Below are 16,503 nucleotides of genomic sequence, written 5' to 3' on the forward strand. Positions count from 1 at the left end.
CGGCTCCCTACGACATGGCGGCTCGGCCGACCGCGCCCGCAGCTGACCGGGCGGCAGGTGAAGCCGCGAGGTACTCGACCGCCCTGCGCAGCGAGCCCTCCTGCGAGGGATGGTACGACCGCCGCAGGTAGCGGGGTATGGCCGCGGCGAGCTCTCTCCAAGTGGGCAGCAGACCCTTGGCCACGGACCGGTTGTGCTCGCGCAGCGCATAGCGGGTCCGTCCGCGCAGTTCGGGGTCGTTGCGCAGGAGGTACGAGGCCCCCGCGATCCACAGCCAGCCCATGACCGGCGCGACCACGGCCATGCCCCCGACCCGGCGGGCGTAGCGGGGCAGGCCGGCTCCGCCGCAGTGCTGGTACATGTCGAAGGCGACCGAGCGGTGCTCCACCTCCTCCGCGCCGTGCCAGCGCAGCAGGTCGAGCATGACCTCGTCCGCTCCGGCCGTGTCCAGCCCCTCGGCGCCGAGCACCCAGTCCCCGAGGACCGCCGTGAACTGCTCGATCGCGGCGACCAGCGCGAGCCGGAAGCGCAGCCACTCCTGCGCGGTGATCGGGGCGCCGAACGGCGGGGTCTCCCCCAACAGCCTCTCGAAGAGGAAGTCCACGTACTTCGTGTACGCCTCGGTGGGCAGCCGCTGTTCGGAGAGGTGGTCCAGGACGTAGGAGTGCTGCACGCTGTGCGTGGCCTCCTGGCCCATGAACCCCTTCACGTCGCCGCGCAGCCGCGGGTCCGTGACCAGGGGCAGGGCCTCCTTGAAGACCTTCACGAACCACCGCTCACCGGCCGGCAGCAGCAGGTGCAGCACGTTGATGACGTGGGTGGCGGTGGGCTCGTCCGGTATCCAGTGCAGCGGGGTGGTCTTCCAGTCGAAGGCCACCCGGCGCGGTGCGATCGGGCCCTGGGCAGCCCTGCCCAGGGCCGCCCCGCTCACAGCTTGGGCTCCAGTTTCGCGAACCGCCGCAGGGCCCCCGGCGCGAACCGGGACATCCACAGGGCGCCCTTGGACTCGGGGGTCACCGGAACCACGGCCTGGTTCTTCACGACCGCGAGCAGGATCGCGTCCGCGACCTTCTCCGGCGGGAAGTTGCGCAGCCCGTAGAGGCGCGAGGACTTCTGCTGGCGCCGCTTCTCCTCTGCCTCGTCCACTCCGGCGAAGCGGGAGGTGGCGGTGATGTTGGTGTTGACGATGCCGGGGCAGATCGCCGACACCCCGATCGACTTCGAGGCCAGCTCGGCCCGCAGGCATTCGCTGAGCATCAGCACCGCCGCCTTGGAGGTGCTGTACGCGGGCAGCGTCTTGGAGGGCAGGTAGGCGGCGGCGGAGGCGGTGTTGACGATGTGCCCGCCCTGGCCGCGCTCGGCCATCTGCCTGCCGAAGAGCCGGCAGCCGTGGATGACGCCCCACAGGTTGACGTCGAGGACCTTCTTCCAGTCCTCGGCGGTCGTGTCCAGGAACGGTCCCGACAGGCCGATCCCGGCGTTGTTGACCAGGACGTCCACGATCCCGTACTCGGAGGCGACCTTCTCGGCGAGCTTCTCCATGGCCTGTTCGTCGCTGACGTCGACGCACTCGCCCCAGGCCTGCGGGGAGCCGACCAAGCGCGCCATGTCGGCGGTACGGGCGGCGCCGTCGGCGTCCCGGTCCACGCACACCACACGGGCGCCGGCCTCGGCGAACGCGAAGGCGGTGGCCCGTCCGATGCCGCTGGCGGCTCCGGTGACCAGGACCAGCTGGCCACCGAAGCGGTCCGCGTACCGGCCCGGGGCCTTCTGCTCCGGTGCCCGCGTGGCGGGCTCCTCCCGGGAGGTGACGAACTCGGTGATCCACGCGGCCAGCTGGTCGGGCCGGGTCCGCGGCACCCAGTGCTTGGCCGGCAGGGTGCGGCGCACCAGGTCCGGGGCCCACAGATCCAGATCGTCGTAGAGCCGCTCGGAGAGGAAGGCGTCCCCGGTGGGGGTGATCAGCTGCACCGGTACGTGGGCGTACGCGTCGGCGCGCGGCCGGCGCATCCGGGGCCGGACGTTGTCCCGGTAGAGCCAGGCACCGTGTGCGGCGTCGGAGGGCAGGGAGGCCGTGGGGTAGTCCCCGGCCGGGACCTTCTCCAGCCGCTCCAGCATCTTCGGCCAGCGCTTGCCGAGCGGACCGCGCCAGGCCAGCTCCGGCAGTACGGGCGTGTGCAGCATGTACACGTACCAGGACTTGGCGCCCTGGTTCAGCAGCTGGGCCGCCCGGCGCGGGGTGGGCCGGGCCATCCGCTTCTTGATCCAGTGCCCGAAGTGGTCCAGGGAGGGCCCCGACATCGAGGTGAAGGAGGCGATCCTGCCCTCGGTCCGGGCGACCGTCGCGAACTCCCAGCCCTGTACGGAGCCCCAGTCGTGGCCGACCAGGTGCACCGGGCGGTCCGGGCTGACCGCGTCGATGACCGCGAGGAAGTCGTCGGTCAGCTTCTCCAGGGTGAACCCGCCGCGCAGCGGCTGCGGCGCGGTGGAGCGCCCGTGGCCCCGTACGTCGTAGAGCACGACGTGGAAACGGGAGGCCAGCCGCTCGGCGACCGGCGACCAGACCTCCTTGCTGTCCGGGTAGCCGTGCACCAGGACCACGGTCGGCCGGTTCGCGTCGCCGAGTTCGACGACGCACAGCTCGACCCCGCCGGTGCTCACCCGGCGCTCGCGCCCGCCCGCCAGGCCCGCGTCCGTCATTGCGCTCATGCCGCCTTCTCCTCAGCCCAGCGCCGCACGTGCGGCAGATCGTCGTCCAGCCAGTACGCGCTCTCCTCGGGGTCCCGGGAGTCGGTGACGACCAGGATCTCCTCGAACTTCGCGCCGGTGCCCCGGAAGCCCAGGTGCGGCTCCACCGCCCACAGGCCGGGTTGCGGCGGGTGGTCGGAGAAGCGGTACGGGCTCCACAGCGGGGACCAGCCCTCGCGGTGGCCGCGCAGGGCGTCGGAGGCCAGCCCCTTCAGGGCCTGGGTGCCGAACCCGAACGCGGTCGGGGCCCAGCTCCGCTCCTTGACCCGGTCTATTTTGTGCGCGATGACGCCGAACGGGTAGGCCCGGTGCCGGTTCGTGTACCCCTGGGCGATCATCAGCCGCTCCACCTCCTCGTAGATGTCGCGCAGGGAGCGGCGCTCGCGGACCTGGTCGAGGATCAGCACGCGGTGCGCCTGCAGATCTGACATGAGCCGGTCCTGCACCGGGTTGAGGCCGAGGCTGCCCGAGTACCCGATGTCCGCGGTGTGGCCCTTGTAGACCGGGGCCATGTCGAGGATGAACGGCATCCCCGGCTCCAGGGCCCGGTTCGTCGGGAAGAACTGCAGGGGGATCTTGAAGCCGGTGAAGGCGGTCCGGTCCCCGAACCACGCGAACGGCATGTGGAACCAGTCCCGCACCCCCCGCTCGCGCAGCCAGTCGCGCTGCATCCGCGCGGCCTCGCGCTCGGTCACGCCGGGGCGCAGCTGCGCCGCGACGGCTTCCGCGCACTCGTAGGAGAGGCGCTGCACCTCCTTGAACCCGCGCAGCTCGGCGGAGAGCTCCGTGGTGCGTCGCTTCGTGCGTTGCCTGGTGTCCCCAGCCATGCCAGCCGTCCGTCCATGTAGCCGTACGCGCCCGTAACTTGACACTGATGAATGTGACAATGACCGGAGATCACGTCAAGGCCCGTGCACGGACCTGTGGACAAACTTGTCCGGTACGCATCAGCCCTACGTCAGCCTTATGTCGGGGTCCGTAGTCCTGAAGGCGGAGAAGGGATCCAGCTCCAGGTCTGACGATCCGGGCCCGGTGCGCCACTAACGTCGTTCACGTGACTGTCATCGCGACCGAAAGCCTGAGCAAGCGGTACCCCCGAGTGACCGCCCTCGACCGGCTCTCCCTGGACATCGGACCCGGAGTTACCGGGCTCGTGGGTGCCAACGGAGCCGGCAAGTCCACGCTGATCAAGATTCTGCTGGGACTGTCCCCCGCCACCGAGGGCACCGCCGCCGTGCTCGGACTCGACGTAGCCACCCATGGCAGCGCGATCCGCGAGCGCGTCGGCTACATGCCCGAACACGACTGCCTGCCCCCCGACGTCTCGGCCACCGAGTTCGTCGTGCACATGGCGCGCATGTCGGGGCTCCCGCCGACCGCCGCCCGCGAGCGCACCGCGGACACCCTGCGCCACGTGGGGCTGTACGAGGAGCGGTACCGCCCCATCGGCGGCTACTCCACCGGCATGAAGCAGCGCGTCAAGCTCGCCCAGGCGCTGGTCCACGACCCGCAGCTGGTCCTCCTCGACGAGCCCACCAACGGCCTCGACCCGGTCGGCCGTGACGAGATGCTGGGCCTGATCCGCCGCGTCTACACCGACTTCGGCATCTCGGTCCTGGTCACCTCCCACCTGCTCGGCGAGCTGGAGCGGACCTGCGACCACGTCGTGGTCGTGGACGGCGGCAAGCTGCTGCGCTCCAGCTCCACCAGCGACTTCACCCAGATCACCACGACCCTCGCGGTCGAGGTCACCGACTCCGACACCCACCCGGACGGCACCGCCGCCCTGCGCAAGGCGCTCACCGAAGCGGGAGTGACGCTGCACGCGGGCGAGGAGGCGGGCCTGCCCGGAGCCGGCCACATCCTCCTCGTCGAGGCCGACGGTGAGGCCACGTACGACATCGTCCGCGACACGGTGGCCGATCTCGGCATCGGGCTGGTCCGCATGGAACAGCGCCGCCACCACATCGCGGAGGTCTTCCGCGACAGTGACGCGGCGGCCGCCCGGGCCGAACAGTTCGCAGCCCAGTCCGCCCAGGCCGCCGCCTGGGCCGCCACCCAGCAGAAGGGAGCCGGTTCCGATGGCGCCTGACACCTCGACCCAGATCCACAACATCGGCTACCGGTCCTACGACGGCCCCCGGCTCGGCCGCTCCTACGCCCGCAAGTCGCTCTTCGCGCAGTCGCTGCGCGGCGCCTACGGACTCGGCCGCTCGGCCAAGTCCAAGGTGCTGCCGATGCTGCTCTTCGCGGTGATGTGCGTCCCCGCGCTGATCATCGTCGCGGTGGCCATCGCGGTACCCGGCTCCACCTCGCTGCCGATCAAGTACACGACGTACGCGATGACCACGCAGGTGATCGTCTACCTCTACCTGGCCTCCCAGGCCCCGCAGTCCGTCTCGCGGGACCTGCGGTTCAAGACGGTGCCGCTCTACTTCTCGCGGCCCATCGAGCGCGTCGACTACGTCCTGGCCAAGTTCGCGGCCATGGCCTCGGCCCTGTTCATCCTCACCGCCACCCCGCTGCTGATCATGTGGATCGGCTCGCTCCTGGCGAAGTTCGACTTCGGGGACCAGACCAAGGGATTCGGGCAGGGACTGGTGTCGGTACTGCTGCTGTCACTGCTGTTCTCCGGCCTCGGCCTGGTCATGGCCGCGCTCACCCCGCGCCGCGGCTTCGGCGTCGCCGCCATCATCGCCGTGCTCCTGATCCCCTACGGCGCCGTGTCGGCCGTCCAGGCCATCGCCGACTCGACGGGCTCGACCGGGGTCATCGAGTGGCTGGGCCTGTTCTCCCCGATGAGCCTCATCGACGGCCTGCAGACCGCCTTCCTCGGCGCCGACTCCGGCTTCCCCGGCGGCGCGGGTCTCTCGGGCGCCGCCGGCTTCGTCTACCTGCTCGTCATCCTCGGCCTCATCGCCGGCTCCTACGCCGCCCTGATGGCCCGCTACCGGAAGGCCGGGCTGTGAGCATCATCGACATCGACCACACCTCCCGCTGGTTCGGGAACGTCGTCGCCGTCAACGACGTGACCATGCGCATCGGTCCCGGAGTCACCGGCCTGCTCGGCCCCAACGGCGCCGGCAAGTCCACCCTCATCAACATGATGGGCGGCTTCCTCGCGCCCTCCACGGGCACCGTAACCCTCGACGGCACCGCGATCTGGCAGAACGAGCAGGTCTACAAGCAGATCGGTGTCGTGCCCGAGCGCGAGGCCATGTACGACTTCCTCACCGGCAAGGAGTTCGTCGTCGCCAACGCCGAACTCCACGGTCTCGAAGAGGCGGCCGCCCAGCGGGCCCTGGCCACGGTCGAGATGGAGTACGCGCAGGACCGCAAGATCTCCACGTACTCCAAGGGCATGCGCCAGCGCGTGAAGATGGCCTCCGCCCTGGTCCACGACCCCTCCGTGCTCCTGCTCGACGAACCGTTCAACGGCATGGACCCGCGCCAGCGCATGCAGCTCATGGAGCTGCTGCGGCGGATGGGTGACGACGGCCGCACCGTGCTGTTCTCCTCGCACATCCTGGAGGAGGTCGAACAGCTCGCGTCCCACATCGAGGTGGTCGTCGCCGGCCGGCACGCCGCCTCCGGCGACTTCCGCAAGATCCGCCGCCTGATGACGGACCGCCCGCACCGCTACCTCGTCCGCTCCTCCGACGACCGGGCCCTCGCCGCGGCCCTGATCGCCGACCCCTCCACCGCCGGGATCGAGGTGGACCTCAAGGAAGGCGCCCTGCGCATCCAGGCCGTCGACTTCGGGCGCTTCACCGAGCTGCTGCCGCGGGTCGCCCGCGAGCACAACATCCGGCTGCTGACGGTCTCGCCTTCCGACGAGTCCCTCGAGTCGGTCTTCTCCTACCTCGTCGCGGCCTGAAGGAGCTGGCACCCATGTACAACCCCACCGTTGCCCGGCTCACCTACCGGGCCCTGCTCGGCCGCCGCCGCGCACTGATCCTCTGTGCGCTGCCGGTCCTGCTGATCGCCATCTCCATCGCCGTGCGCGCCTTCACGGGCCTCGACGACAAGGTCGCCGCCGACCTCCTCGGCGGCTTCGCCCTGGCCACGATGGTCCCGCTGATCGGCGTCATCGCCGGCACCGGAGCCATCGGCCCGGAGATCGACGACGGCTCGATCGTCTACCTGCTCTCGAAGCCGGTGAAGCGCCCGACGATCATCATGACGAAGCTGACCGTCGCGATCGCCGTCACCATGGTGTTCTCCGCGATCCCGACCCTGATCGCCGGCTACATCCTCAACGGCAACGGCCAGCAGATCGCCGTCGCCTACACCGTCGCCGCCCTCGTCGCCTCGGTCGCCTACAGCGCCCTGTTCCTGCTGCTGGGCACCATCAGCCGGCACGCCGTCGTCTTCGGCCTGGTCTACGCCCTGATCTGGGAGTCGCTCTTCGGCAGCCTGGTCGACGGAGCCAAGACCCTCAGCGTCCAGCAGTGGTCGCTGGCCCTCGCGCAGAAGGTCGCCGGTGAGGGGTACGTGGACGCCACCGTCGGGCTGCCCACCGCGGCGATCCTGCTCGTCGCGGTCACCGTCGGCGCCACCTTCTACGCCGGACAGAGGCTCCGCCGCCTGACCCTGGCGGGCGAGGAGTAGGACGTCCGCACCGGCGTCCCCGGGGGCTCCGTCCGCGGATGTTTCACGTGAAACAGTGCCCCGCCCGGCCCACCGGCCAGGCGGGGCACAGCTTTGCGCGAGATCATCGGTGCATGATCGAGTACACCGAGCCCGAAGCGTCCAGGCCGGTACGGTCCTGGATACGTTCCGCGCCCGGTACCCACATATGGCTGCTGATCATCGCGGTCACCAGCATCGTGGTCGTCATCGTGCCCGACCATCTCGAACACGTCCTGCTCCACCGCAACAGCAGCAATATCCACGAGCTCGCCCGCCACCCCGTACGGGCCCTGCTCAGCAGCGCGTTCTGGATCGAGGACCCGGCCTCGCTCCCGCTCTACTTCGTCCTCTTCGAGGTCTTCCAGGCCAACGTCGAGCGCTGGCTCGGCACCCTGCGCTGGCTCTTCATCATCGCGACCGGACACATCACGGCCACGCTGATCAGCCAGAAGCTGGTCCTGATGGCCATCCAGGACAACCGAGCCCCGCGCAGCATGGTCCACGTCGTCGACATCGGCGTCAGCTACGGACTCGCGACCGCCGTCGGAGTGCTCACGTACCGGCTGCCCGGCCCCTGGCGCTGGCTCTACCTGGCCGGGTCCGTGGCCTTCTTCGGGCTCCCGCTCGTCAGCGGCGGCACCTTCACCGACTTCGGCCACGCCATCGCGCTCGCCGTCGGCCTCCTCGCATGGCCGCTGACCCGCCACCCGAACCCGCACCGCGACCTCCGCTGACGCAGGGAAATTCACTGGTACGAGGCGTGCGGCAGAGGCAGAGTGAGCCGTGCGGGGAGCAACAAGAAGGTCCGGAACAGCCACTTCGAGCGCGCCTCGCGGCGCGGGCCGTTCCGGACCTTCCGTTCGTCTTCCGCCTGGTTACGCGGCGCCCAGCAGACGCTCCAGGACCACGGCGATGCCGTCCTCCTGGTTGGAGGTGGTGACCTCGTCCGCCACCGCCTTGAGCTCCGCGTGCGCGTTGGCCATCGCCACTCCGTGCGCGGCCCAGCCGAACATCGGTATGTCGTTGGGCATGTCGCCGAAGGCGATCGTCTCCGCCGCCTTCACCCCCAGCCGGCGCGCGGCCAGCGAGAGGCCGGTGGCCTTGCTCAGCCCCAGCGGCAGGATCTCCACGACACCCGGACCGGCCATGACGATGCCGACCAGGCTGCCCACGGTCTCCCGGGCCACCCGGACGAGGGCGTCCTCGTCCAGCTCGGGGTGCTGGATGTACAGCTTGTTCAGCGGAGCCGACCAGACCTCGGCGGTGTCCTCCAGGTAGATCGCGGGAAGGCCCTCCTGGACCTGGTAGCCGGGGCCGATGAGCACCTCGCCCTCGACTCCGTCCCGGCTGGCGGCGATCGCCAGCGGACCCACCTCGGCCTCGATCTTCTCCAGGGCCAGCGCGGCCAGCTTCCGGTCGAGCGTCACCGAGGTCAGCAGCCGGTGCGCGCCCGCGTCGTAGACCTGCGCGCCCTGGCCGCAGACGGCGATGCCCTTGTAGCCGAGGTCGTCGAGGACGTGCCGGGTCCACGGCACGGCACGGCCGGTGACGATGATGTGCGCTGCGCCCGCCGCGGTGGCCGCGAGGAGGGCCTCACGGGTGCGCTCCGAGACGGTGTCGTCGCCGCGCAGCAGCGTCCCGTCGAGGTCGGTCGCGACGAGTTTGTACGGGAACGGGGCCGTGCTCACTTGGCGATCGGCTCCAGGATTTCCCGACCGCCCAGGTAGGGCCGGAGCACCGGGGGAACGTGGACCGTGCCGTCGGCCTGCTGGTGGTTCTCCAGGATCGCGACGATCGTGCGCGGGACCGCGCACAGCGTTCCGTTCAGGGTGGACAGCGGAGCGGTCTTCTTGCCGTCGCGGTAGCGGATCGACAGGCGGCGCGCCTGGAAGCCGTCACAGTTCGAGGCGGAGGTCAGCTCGCGGTACTTGCCCTGGGTGGGGATCCACGCCTCGCAGTCGAACTTGCGCGAGGCGGAGGTGCCCAGGTCTCCGGTGGCGACGTCGATGACCTGGAACGGCAGCTCCAGGCTGGTCAGCCACTGCTTCTCCCAGTCCAGGAGGCGCTGGTGCTCGGCCTCGGCCTCCTCCGGCGCGACGTACGAGAACATCTCGACCTTGTCGAACTGGTGGACGCGGAAGATGCCGCGGGTGTCCTTGCCGTACGTGCCGGCCTCGCGGCGGAAGCACGGGGAGAAGCCGGCGTAGCGCAGCGGCAGCTTGTCCGCGTCGATGATCTCGTCCATGTGGTACGCGGCGAGCGGTACCTCGGAGGTGCCGACCAGATAGAGGTCGTCGCCCTCCAGGTGGTACACGTTCTCCGCGGCCTGGCCGAGGAAGCCGGTGCCCTCCATGGCGCGCGGGCGGACCAGCGCCGGAGTGAGCATCGGGGTGAAGCCGGCCTCGGTGGCCTGGGCGATGGCCGCGTTGACGAGCGCGAGCTCCAGCAGGGCGCCGATGCCCGTGAGGTAGTAGAAGCGCGAGCCGGACACCTTGGCGCCGCGCTCGACGTCGATGGCGCCCAGGGACTCGCCGAGCTCCAGGTGGTCCTTGGGCGCGAAGCCCTCGGCGCCGAAGTCGCGGATGGTGCCGTGCGTCTCGAGGACGACGAAGTCCTCCTCGCCGCCGACGGGCACGTCCGTGTGGACGACGTTGCCGAGGCGCAGGAGCAGCTGCTTGGCGGCTTCGTCCGCCTCGTTCTGCTCGGCCTCGGCGGCCTTGACGTCCTGCTTGAGCTGATCGGCCTTCTTCAGCAGCTCGGCCCGCTCCTCCGGAGAGGCCTTGGGGATGAGCTTGCCGAGCGACTTCTGCTCGTTGCGGAGTTCGTCGAATCGCATGCCGGAGGACCTGCGGCGCTCGTCGGCGGAGAGCAGTGCGTCGACGAGGGCGACGTCCTCTCCACGGGCGCGCTGCGAGGCGCGGACACGGTCAGGGTCTTCACGGAGCAGCCGGAGGTCAATCACCCCTCCAGGCTACCGGGCCGGGCTTCGGGGGATCGCACCGATATCACGCTGCGTGTCGCTTTGTCCTAATTGCCGCGAATGGAAAACTTCGGGCGGGAGAGTGGAAGCACCCCTTCCGCGGGGCCCGATAAAACCGGCCCCATTCCCCGAAAAGGGGCGCCCCGGCAGCGATCGGGCAGCCTCTGAGCAGGGTGGAAGGGTCTTCCTTGTCCACAGGAATTCCCCAGGCGACCGGCTTATCCACAGGCTGTGCGCGGGATCTGTGGACACAGGAATAGATCAATCCCGGCTGTGGAGCGAGCGGGCCCAATCAGGGTTCAAACCACCCTCACACACTCATTCGGGTGGGAATGACTCGCCCCAAAGAGTTGATCGGTGATACAGGGGTGACGCCGTTCACCTCCCGCTCGTCAGCGCGAAACCTGCGCCACCCGACCGATTTGTCGACCTTGTCGTGTTGCTCTGTCGACTTGTCCCCAGGTCCGCACCGATACCTGTGGATAACTCTGTGGACAGTGGACAGAGCGTCAGGGGCGCCCGTCGAGGCAACGCGTCAGCCAGTCCGAGGCCGCGGTGAACTCGCTGTCGGAGGTGCCGGCCCGGGCGGCCTGGACGTCACCCTGAGCGACACCGGCGCGCGGGTAGGAACCGAGGAACCGGATCTGGGGGCAGGTGCGCTTGAGGCCCATGAGCGCCTCGCCGACCCGGCGGTCGGAGATGTGCCCCTCGGCGTCGACGGCGAAGCAGTAGTTGCCGATTCCCGCACCCGTCGGACGGGACTGGATCAGCATCAGGTTGACCCCGCGGACGGCGAACTCCTGGAGCAGCTCCAGCAGCGCGCCGGGCCGGTCGTCGCCCATCCACAGCACGACGGAGGTCTTGTCGGCGCCGGTCGGCGCGGCCGGACGGGCGGGACGCCCGACGAGCACGAAGCGGGTCTCGGCGTTCTGCGCGTCGTGGATCTCGGTGACCAGCGGGACCAGTCCGTAGGTGGTGGCCGCGAACTCACCCGCGAAGGCGGCGTCGAAGCGGCCCTCCTGGACCAGCCGGGCACCGTCGGCATTGGACGCCGCCGACTCCCACAGGGCGTCCGGCAGGTTGGACCGCAGCCAGTTGCGCACCTGCGGCTGGGCGACCGGGTGCCCGGTGACGGTCTTGACGTCCGACAGCTTGGTCCCGGGACGCACCAGGAGCGCGAACGCGATGGGGAGCAGCACCTCGCGATAGATCATCAGCGGTACGCCGGCGGCCAGCTCGTCCAGGGTCGAGGTGACCCCGCCCTCCACCGAGTTCTCGATCGGGACGAGGGCCGCCGCGGCCTCGCCGTTGCGCACGGCGTCCAGAGCGGCCGGGACCGAAACCATCGGGACGAGCTCCCGGGTCGCGGCTTCGGGCAGGGTGCGAAGGGCGGCTTCGGTGAACGTGCCTTCGGGACCGAGATAGGTGAAGCGGGTGGCCGACATGCGATCAGCCTAATGCCGGGGCCCGGACGCCACCCGGGCTGTTCACCCTTCGAGCAGCCGCTGCCCCACGTACTCCCCGGCGCCCGCGCCCGGCGGCACCGCGTACAGGCCGCTCGACTCGTGCCGGATGAATTCCGACAGGGCGTCGCCGCGGTCGAGCTTGCGCTGAACGGGGACGAAACCGCGGGACGGGTCGGCCTGCCAGCAGATGAAGAGCAGCCCGGCGTCGGGGGTTCCGTCGGCGGCGATCCCGTCGTGGAAGGAGAAGGGGCGCCGGAGCATGGCCGCTCCGCCGTTCTGAGCGGGAGCGGAGATCCGGGCATGAGCGTTGGAGGGGATCACCGGCTTCCCGTCGGCGCCGATCTTGTCGAAGGCCGGGGCGGTGGTCTCGTCGCCGCCGGTCAGTGGGGCGCCGGTGGCCTTCGTACGGCCGATGACCTGTTCCTGCTGGGCGAGCGACCGCTGGTCCCAGTGGTCGAGGAGCATGCGGATGCGGCGTACGACGGCGTACGAGCCCCCGACCATCCAGGCGTGCTCCGGGGGCACGGCGCCCTGGACGAAGATCCGCCGGTCGAAGTCGGCTTCTGTGGGCTTCGGATTGTTGGTCCCGTCGACCTGACCCATGAGGTTGCGGGCGGTCATGGGCGAGGCGGTGGCACCGGGAGAACGGTTGAAGCCGTTCATCTGCCAGCGCGGCCGGGCGGCCTCTCCGGCGTCCTTCTGCAGCGCGCGCAGCGCGTGGAAGGCGACCAGCGCGTCGTCGGAGCCGATCTGGACCCAGAGGTCGCCGTTGCTGCGCTGCGGGTCGAGCCGGTCGGCGGAGAAGTCCGGCAGCGGGTCGAGGGCGGCCGGACGGCGCGCGGCGAGGCCGGTGCGCTCGAAGAAGGAGTGCCCGAAGCCGAAGGTCACCGTGAGGGAGGAAGGGCCGGAGCCGAGCGCGATGCCGGTGTCGGCGACCGCTGCGGTCTCGCCCGCCGTCAGCCGCCGCGCGGTATCGGACCAGCGCCGCATCAGTGCGGCGGCCTCGGTGCGCCCGGCACCGGGCGCCAGATCGAAGGCGAGTACGTGTCCCTTGGCTTGGAGGGGTGTGGTGATGCCGGCCTGGTGATCCCCGTCGAAGGCGACCCGGGTCGCGCCGAGGCTGCCGGAAGCGCCGCCGGAGCCGGTCGTACGGGACCCCGTGACCCCGGACTGGACGAGGGCTCCGCCGGCGGCGCCGAGTGCGAGCCCGGCGGCGCCCGCGGCGCCGACCGTGCCCAGCAGACGGCGCCGGGAAATCTCGATGCCGGGGAGCTCCGTGCCGGTCCCGACGTTCTCGACGCTCTCGCCGGTCTTGGTGTTCTTGGTGCTCTCGGTCGTCTCGCTGTTCTGGGTCACGCTGGTCAGCCGATCTTCACGTTCTTCTGGACGGTCGTCTGGTCGATGTCGGAGGTGCGGACCGTCACGTCGATCCGCCAGTCGCCGGTCAGCGGCAGCTGGACGCCCGACGCGGTCCAGTGACCGGGAGCCGCGCGCTCGGGCAGGACCGGAAGGGGGCCGATCTCCTTGGCCTCCAAGGTGAAGGACACCCTCAGCTCGGGCAGGTCGAGCGGCTTGCCGTCGGGGGTCTCGGCCCACACGTGGAGCGTGTTCGCACCGACGCGGCCCGGGTCGAGCTGGAGCCGGACCGAACCCTGGCCGTTCTGGCCGCCGGTGTCGAAGGGCAGCGTGACCTTGACCGCGCGGTCGGGAACGGCGGTGGCGGTGGAGCCCCGCCCGGCCTCCAGCTCCGCGGCACGGCCGGGCTCGGTACTGGTGAGGATGGTGGTGACGGCCAGCAGGACCACGGCGACACCCGCCTCGGCGAGGACGGAGCGGCGCAGGCCGGAGCGGTCCGGGTCGGCGTCACGGACCTGCTTCTCCCGCGCGGTGCGCCGGGCGGCGCTCTGGCGCGCGAGCTGCGCGGCGCGCCGGGGGTCGGAAGAGACGCTGTCGGACACGGCGGTGGTGTTCGGGGCGGCGGTCACGGGCGATGTTTCACGTGAAACATCGGAGGCGTGCTCCCCCACCCCCTCCCCTTCGCTCTCGCCCGGGCCCCCGGCCAGCCGTCCGGTCCACTTCCGGGAGGTATAGGCGATGGCGACGACGAGGGTGACGAGTCCGATCTTGACGAGCAGCAGCCGGCCGTAATCGGTCCCGGTCAGTGCGGACCAACTGCCGACCTGGCGCCAGGCCTGGTAGGTGCCGGTGCAGGCCAGGACCACAACGCTGGTGAAGGCGACGGTGGAGAAGCGCCGGATGGCCGTGCGCTCGATCCCGGGAACCTTGTGCAGCGCGACGAGCAGCGCGGTGAGTCCACCGAGCCACACGGCGACGGCCAGCAGGTGCAGGATGTCGACGGGCATGGCGAGGGCGGGCTGGATGCCGGTCGAGGCGTGCTCGGACAGTGCCCAGGTGGCGGCGATGCCGCCGGCGACGACGGTCCCGCCGATACCGAGTCCGAAGACGAGGTCGCTCTCCCCCTTGGCGTCCTCTTCGGAGGTCTCGGAAGCAGCGTCCGTGCCGTCCGATCCTTCCGTGTCCGCCGTGTCCGCCGTGTCCTCCGTGTCGTCCGCACTAGCGTCGCCGTCCGTGCCCGCCGACGTATGACGCCGGGCATAGGAGCCGAAGAGCACGGTGATGAACAGTGCGGCGGCGCCGAGGAGCAGCAGCCGCGAGACGAGCGAGGCCCCGGACTTCGTCTCCAGGACGGCCTTCAGCCCGGCGAGGTCGAAGGCGTCGGCGAAGTTCCCCGACCCGGTGTACGGGTTGCGGAGCAGCAGCATCACCAGGGTGGCCACGGTGAGCGCGACCCAGGCGCGTACGACCAGCCTCTGCATCGGCCGCTGCGCGGCGCCCCGGCGCCAGCACAGAAGGATGAAGGCGGCGGCGCCGACGAGCACGGCGAACCCGGCGTAGGCCACGTAGCGAGCGATGCCGTAGGCGACGGCGACGGGACCGTCGCCCGCCGTCCGCGAGGGCAGCGAGACGTCGGTCTCGGAGGGGGCTCCGATGGAGAAGGTGAAGGCGCCGGAGACCGGGTGGCTGTCGGCGGATATGGCCTGCCAGGCGACGGTGTAGGTGCCGTCCGGCAGTCCGGGGCGCAGGGCGGTGCCGTAGCGGATGAGGTTCCCGCTGCAGAGGTCGCGCAGTTCACCGGTGTCGACGCGCTTGCCCCGGGGGTCCAGGACGCGGATGGAGTCGCCGTTCATGGCGACCCCCTCCGAGAAGGAGAGGGTGATCTGGGCGGGCGCCGTGGCGACCACCGCCCCGTCCGTGGGGTCGCTCGCGGTCAGCGCGGCGTGTGCCGAGGCCGGCGCGGCAGCGGCGAAGAAGGCTGCCAGCAGTGCGGCGAGGACCAGCGTGAGCCGCGGCAGGAGTGCCGTGGCACGGACGCGGGCCGTGGATGGGGTCGGGGCGGTGGCCGTCATGGCGTGTCAGTCCCTCGGTCCGTCAGTGGGCGGTGCCATCGGTGGATGTCGGAGCCTTGTACGTCCGCTCCTTGACGTCCAGCTCGACCTTGACCGGGCCGGACTTCTCGAAGCGCAGTTCGACGGTGACCTTGTCGCCGACCTTGGGGGTGTTCTTGAGCCCCATGAACATGATGTGGTTCCCGCCGCGCGCCAACTTCAGCTCGCCGTTCCCGGGCACGTCCATGGAGTGCACCTGCTGCATCTTCTGATCCTTGGTCGCGTGGACCTGGAGATCGTCGGAGAGCGGGCTCGTGGCACCGGTCAGCTTGTCGGCCGTCTTGGAGTCGTTCTTGATGACCATGAACGCGCCGGCCATCTGGTCGTTCACGGGCTCCGGCATGTAGCCCCCGCTGACCGTCAGCTTCGGAGCGTCGCCCGAAGCCGAGTCGGAGTCCGAGGAGCAGCCGGATATGGCGAGCGCGGCCGTCAGGGAGAGGGCGGCGGCGAGGGTGCGGGTGGTGCGGGCGTTCACGGGTTCTCTCCCTTGACGACCTTCGGCAGGTCCTTGGTGTAGTCATCGACGGTGGTGCTCTCGCCGTAGAGGAGGTACCCCTCGTCGGTCTTGGGCGAGAAGGCGATGACCTGGGCGCCGTGCATGGAGACGACGTTGCCGTTGGCGTCCTTCTTGGCTGCCTCGATACCGATGCCGAGCGTGCGTGCGGCCGCCTGGATGGTGGCGAAGTCCCCGGTCAGCCCGGTGAACGCCGGGTCCAGGCCCTTGAGCCACGAGCCGAGGGACTCGGGAGTGTCCCGTTCCGGGTCGGTGGTGATGAAGACGACCTGGAGCTTGTCCTGGTCGGCCTTGGGAAGTGCCTTCTTGGCGACGGCGAGGTTGCTCATCGTCAGGGGGCACACGTCGGGGCAGTGGGTGTAGCCGAAGTAGATGAGCGTCGGCTTGCCCTTGGTCTGCTCGCGCAGGTTCCACGGCTTGCCGGTGGTGTCCGTGAGGACGACGTCCGGCTTGTCGAAGGGGCGGTCGAGCACGGTGGCGGACCCGGCTTTCGCCTGGCTCTCGCTGATCTGGGTGACCTGGCCGGTCGTGGCCGGTTCGCCACCGCAGGCGGTGAGGGTGAGGGCGGCCGCCGCCACGAGGGCGGCGAGCGTCACACGTGTGGTGCGCATGGGAAAGTCCCTGAGATCGGGGGTGGTACGGGTGGATCCACGAGCCCGGCCGGCCCGGTTGGCCGACCGGCTGCGCGGGATCGTC

At 70.4% G+C, this 16,503-nt stretch carries 15 protein-coding genes; 5 read left to right on the forward strand and 10 right to left on the reverse strand.

Annotation, left to right across the window (positions count from 1 at the left end):
• Window positions 1-7: 7 nt before the first annotated feature.
• From OG730_RS21675 to OG730_RS21685, 3 genes are read right to left on the reverse strand one after another with little or no spacing between them, the layout of a single operon-like run.
• A complete protein-coding gene (locus OG730_RS21675) occupies window positions 8-931 on the reverse strand; it encodes a metal-dependent hydrolase (RefSeq protein WP_327305796.1) in 924 nt (307 codons plus the stop codon).
• Complete coding sequence (locus OG730_RS21680; protein ID WP_327309357.1) at window positions 928-2,700, reverse strand: SDR family oxidoreductase; 1,773 nt, start codon at window positions 2,698-2,700, stop codon at window positions 928-930. The genes OG730_RS21675 and OG730_RS21680 overlap by 4 nt, the downstream gene beginning before the upstream one ends.
• 5 nt (window positions 2,701-2,705) lie before the next feature.
• Window positions 2,706-3,575, reverse strand: coding sequence for a M24 family metallopeptidase (locus OG730_RS21685; RefSeq protein WP_327305797.1), 870 nt, complete (start codon window positions 3,573-3,575; stop codon window positions 2,706-2,708).
• A gap of 227 nt (window positions 3,576-3,802) precedes the next feature.
• Here OG730_RS21685 and OG730_RS21690 point away from each other — a divergent pair, with 227 nt between their 5' ends.
• From OG730_RS21690 to OG730_RS21710, 5 genes are all read left to right on the forward strand, one after another.
• A complete protein-coding gene (locus OG730_RS21690) occupies window positions 3,803-4,840 on the forward strand; it encodes an ABC transporter ATP-binding protein (protein ID WP_327305798.1) in 1,038 nt (345 codons plus the stop codon).
• Entirely contained in the window at window positions 4,830-5,717 is an 888-nt protein-coding gene (locus tag OG730_RS21695) for an ABC transporter permease subunit (RefSeq protein WP_327305799.1), read from the forward strand. The genes OG730_RS21690 and OG730_RS21695 overlap by 11 nt, the downstream gene beginning before the upstream one ends.
• Entirely contained in the window at window positions 5,714-6,625 is a 912-nt protein-coding gene (locus OG730_RS21700; protein WP_327305800.1) for an ABC transporter ATP-binding protein, read from the forward strand. Before OG730_RS21695 ends, OG730_RS21700 begins: the two co-directional genes overlap by 4 nt.
• 14 nt (window positions 6,626-6,639) lie before the next feature.
• On the forward strand, window positions 6,640-7,359 hold the full coding sequence (locus OG730_RS21705; protein ID WP_327305801.1) for an ABC transporter permease: 720 nt from the start codon (window positions 6,640-6,642) through the stop codon (window positions 7,357-7,359).
• Window positions 7,360-7,472: 113 nt separating this feature from the next.
• Entirely contained in the window at window positions 7,473-8,114 is a 642-nt protein-coding gene (locus OG730_RS21710) for a rhomboid-like protein (protein ID WP_327305802.1), read from the forward strand.
• Between the two features lie 141 nt (window positions 8,115-8,255).
• Here OG730_RS21710 and OG730_RS21715 read toward each other — a convergent pair whose 3' ends face one another.
• The 7 genes from OG730_RS21715 to OG730_RS21745 all read right to left on the reverse strand — a co-directional run bounded on the left by OG730_RS21715 (window position 8,256) and on the right by OG730_RS21745 (window position 16,418).
• On the reverse strand, window positions 8,256-9,068 hold the full coding sequence (locus OG730_RS21715) for an HAD family hydrolase (protein WP_327305803.1): 813 nt from the start codon (window positions 9,066-9,068) through the stop codon (window positions 8,256-8,258).
• On the reverse strand, window positions 9,065-10,342 hold the full coding sequence (gene serS, locus OG730_RS21720) for a serine--tRNA ligase (RefSeq protein ID WP_327305804.1): 1,278 nt from the start codon (window positions 10,340-10,342) through the stop codon (window positions 9,065-9,067). The genes OG730_RS21715 and serS overlap by 4 nt, the downstream gene beginning before the upstream one ends.
• Window positions 10,343-10,869: 527 nt before the next feature.
• Window positions 10,870-11,805 carry a prephenate dehydratase gene (gene pheA, locus OG730_RS21725; RefSeq protein ID WP_327305805.1) on the reverse strand — a complete coding sequence of 312 codons (936 nt, stop codon included), beginning with the start codon at window positions 11,803-11,805 and terminating at the stop codon, window positions 10,870-10,872.
• A gap of 42 nt (window positions 11,806-11,847) precedes the next feature.
• Window positions 11,848-13,191 (reverse strand): iron uptake transporter deferrochelatase/peroxidase subunit, encoded by a 1,344-nt coding sequence (gene efeB, locus OG730_RS21730; protein ID WP_442815206.1) that lies wholly within the window; start codon window positions 13,189-13,191, stop codon window positions 11,848-11,850.
• On the reverse strand, window positions 13,188-15,254 hold the full coding sequence (locus tag OG730_RS21735; protein WP_327305806.1) for a copper resistance CopC/CopD family protein: 2,067 nt from the start codon (window positions 15,252-15,254) through the stop codon (window positions 13,188-13,190). The genes efeB and OG730_RS21735 overlap by 4 nt, the downstream gene beginning before the upstream one ends.
• A 22-nt stretch (window positions 15,255-15,276) precedes the next feature.
• The gene (locus OG730_RS21740; RefSeq protein ID WP_327305807.1) at window positions 15,277-15,768 is read right to left on the reverse strand and encodes a copper chaperone PCu(A)C; all 492 of its coding nucleotides are present in this window, start codon (window positions 15,766-15,768) and stop codon (window positions 15,277-15,279) included.
• Entirely contained in the window at window positions 15,765-16,418 is a 654-nt protein-coding gene (locus OG730_RS21745) for an SCO family protein (RefSeq protein WP_327305808.1), read from the reverse strand. The genes OG730_RS21740 and OG730_RS21745 overlap by 4 nt, the downstream gene beginning before the upstream one ends.
• Window positions 16,419-16,503: the final 85 nt, after the last annotated feature.

The sequence above is a fragment of the Streptomyces sp. NBC_01298 genome (genome assembly GCF_035978755.1).
GTDB lineage: Bacteria > Actinomycetota > Actinomycetes > Streptomycetales > Streptomycetaceae > Streptomyces.

Bases quoted from the DNA above. Each gene is read 5' to 3' on its own strand.
- OG730_RS21685 (WP_327305797.1), bottom strand. From the start codon at position 3,575: ATGGCTGGGGACACCAGGCAACGCACGAAGCGACGCACCACGGAGCTC.
- OG730_RS21745 (WP_327305808.1), bottom strand. From the start codon at position 16,418: ATGCGCACCACACGTGTGACGCTCGCCGCCCTCGTGGCGGCGGCCGCC.
- OG730_RS21695 (WP_327305799.1), top strand. From the start codon at position 4,830: ATGGCGCCTGACACCTCGACCCAGATCCACAACATCGGCTACCGGTCC.
- OG730_RS21735 (WP_327305806.1), bottom strand. From the start codon at position 15,254: ATGACGGCCACCGCCCCGACCCCATCCACGGCCCGCGTCCGTGCCACG.
- OG730_RS21705 (WP_327305801.1), top strand. From the start codon at position 6,640: ATGTACAACCCCACCGTTGCCCGGCTCACCTACCGGGCCCTGCTCGGC.
- OG730_RS21680 (WP_327309357.1), bottom strand. From the start codon at position 2,700: ATGACGGACGCGGGCCTGGCGGGCGGGCGCGAGCGCCGGGTGAGCACC.
- OG730_RS21710 (WP_327305802.1), top strand. From the start codon at position 7,473: ATGATCGAGTACACCGAGCCCGAAGCGTCCAGGCCGGTACGGTCCTGG.
- pheA (WP_327305805.1), bottom strand. From the start codon at position 11,805: ATGTCGGCCACCCGCTTCACCTATCTCGGTCCCGAAGGCACGTTCACC.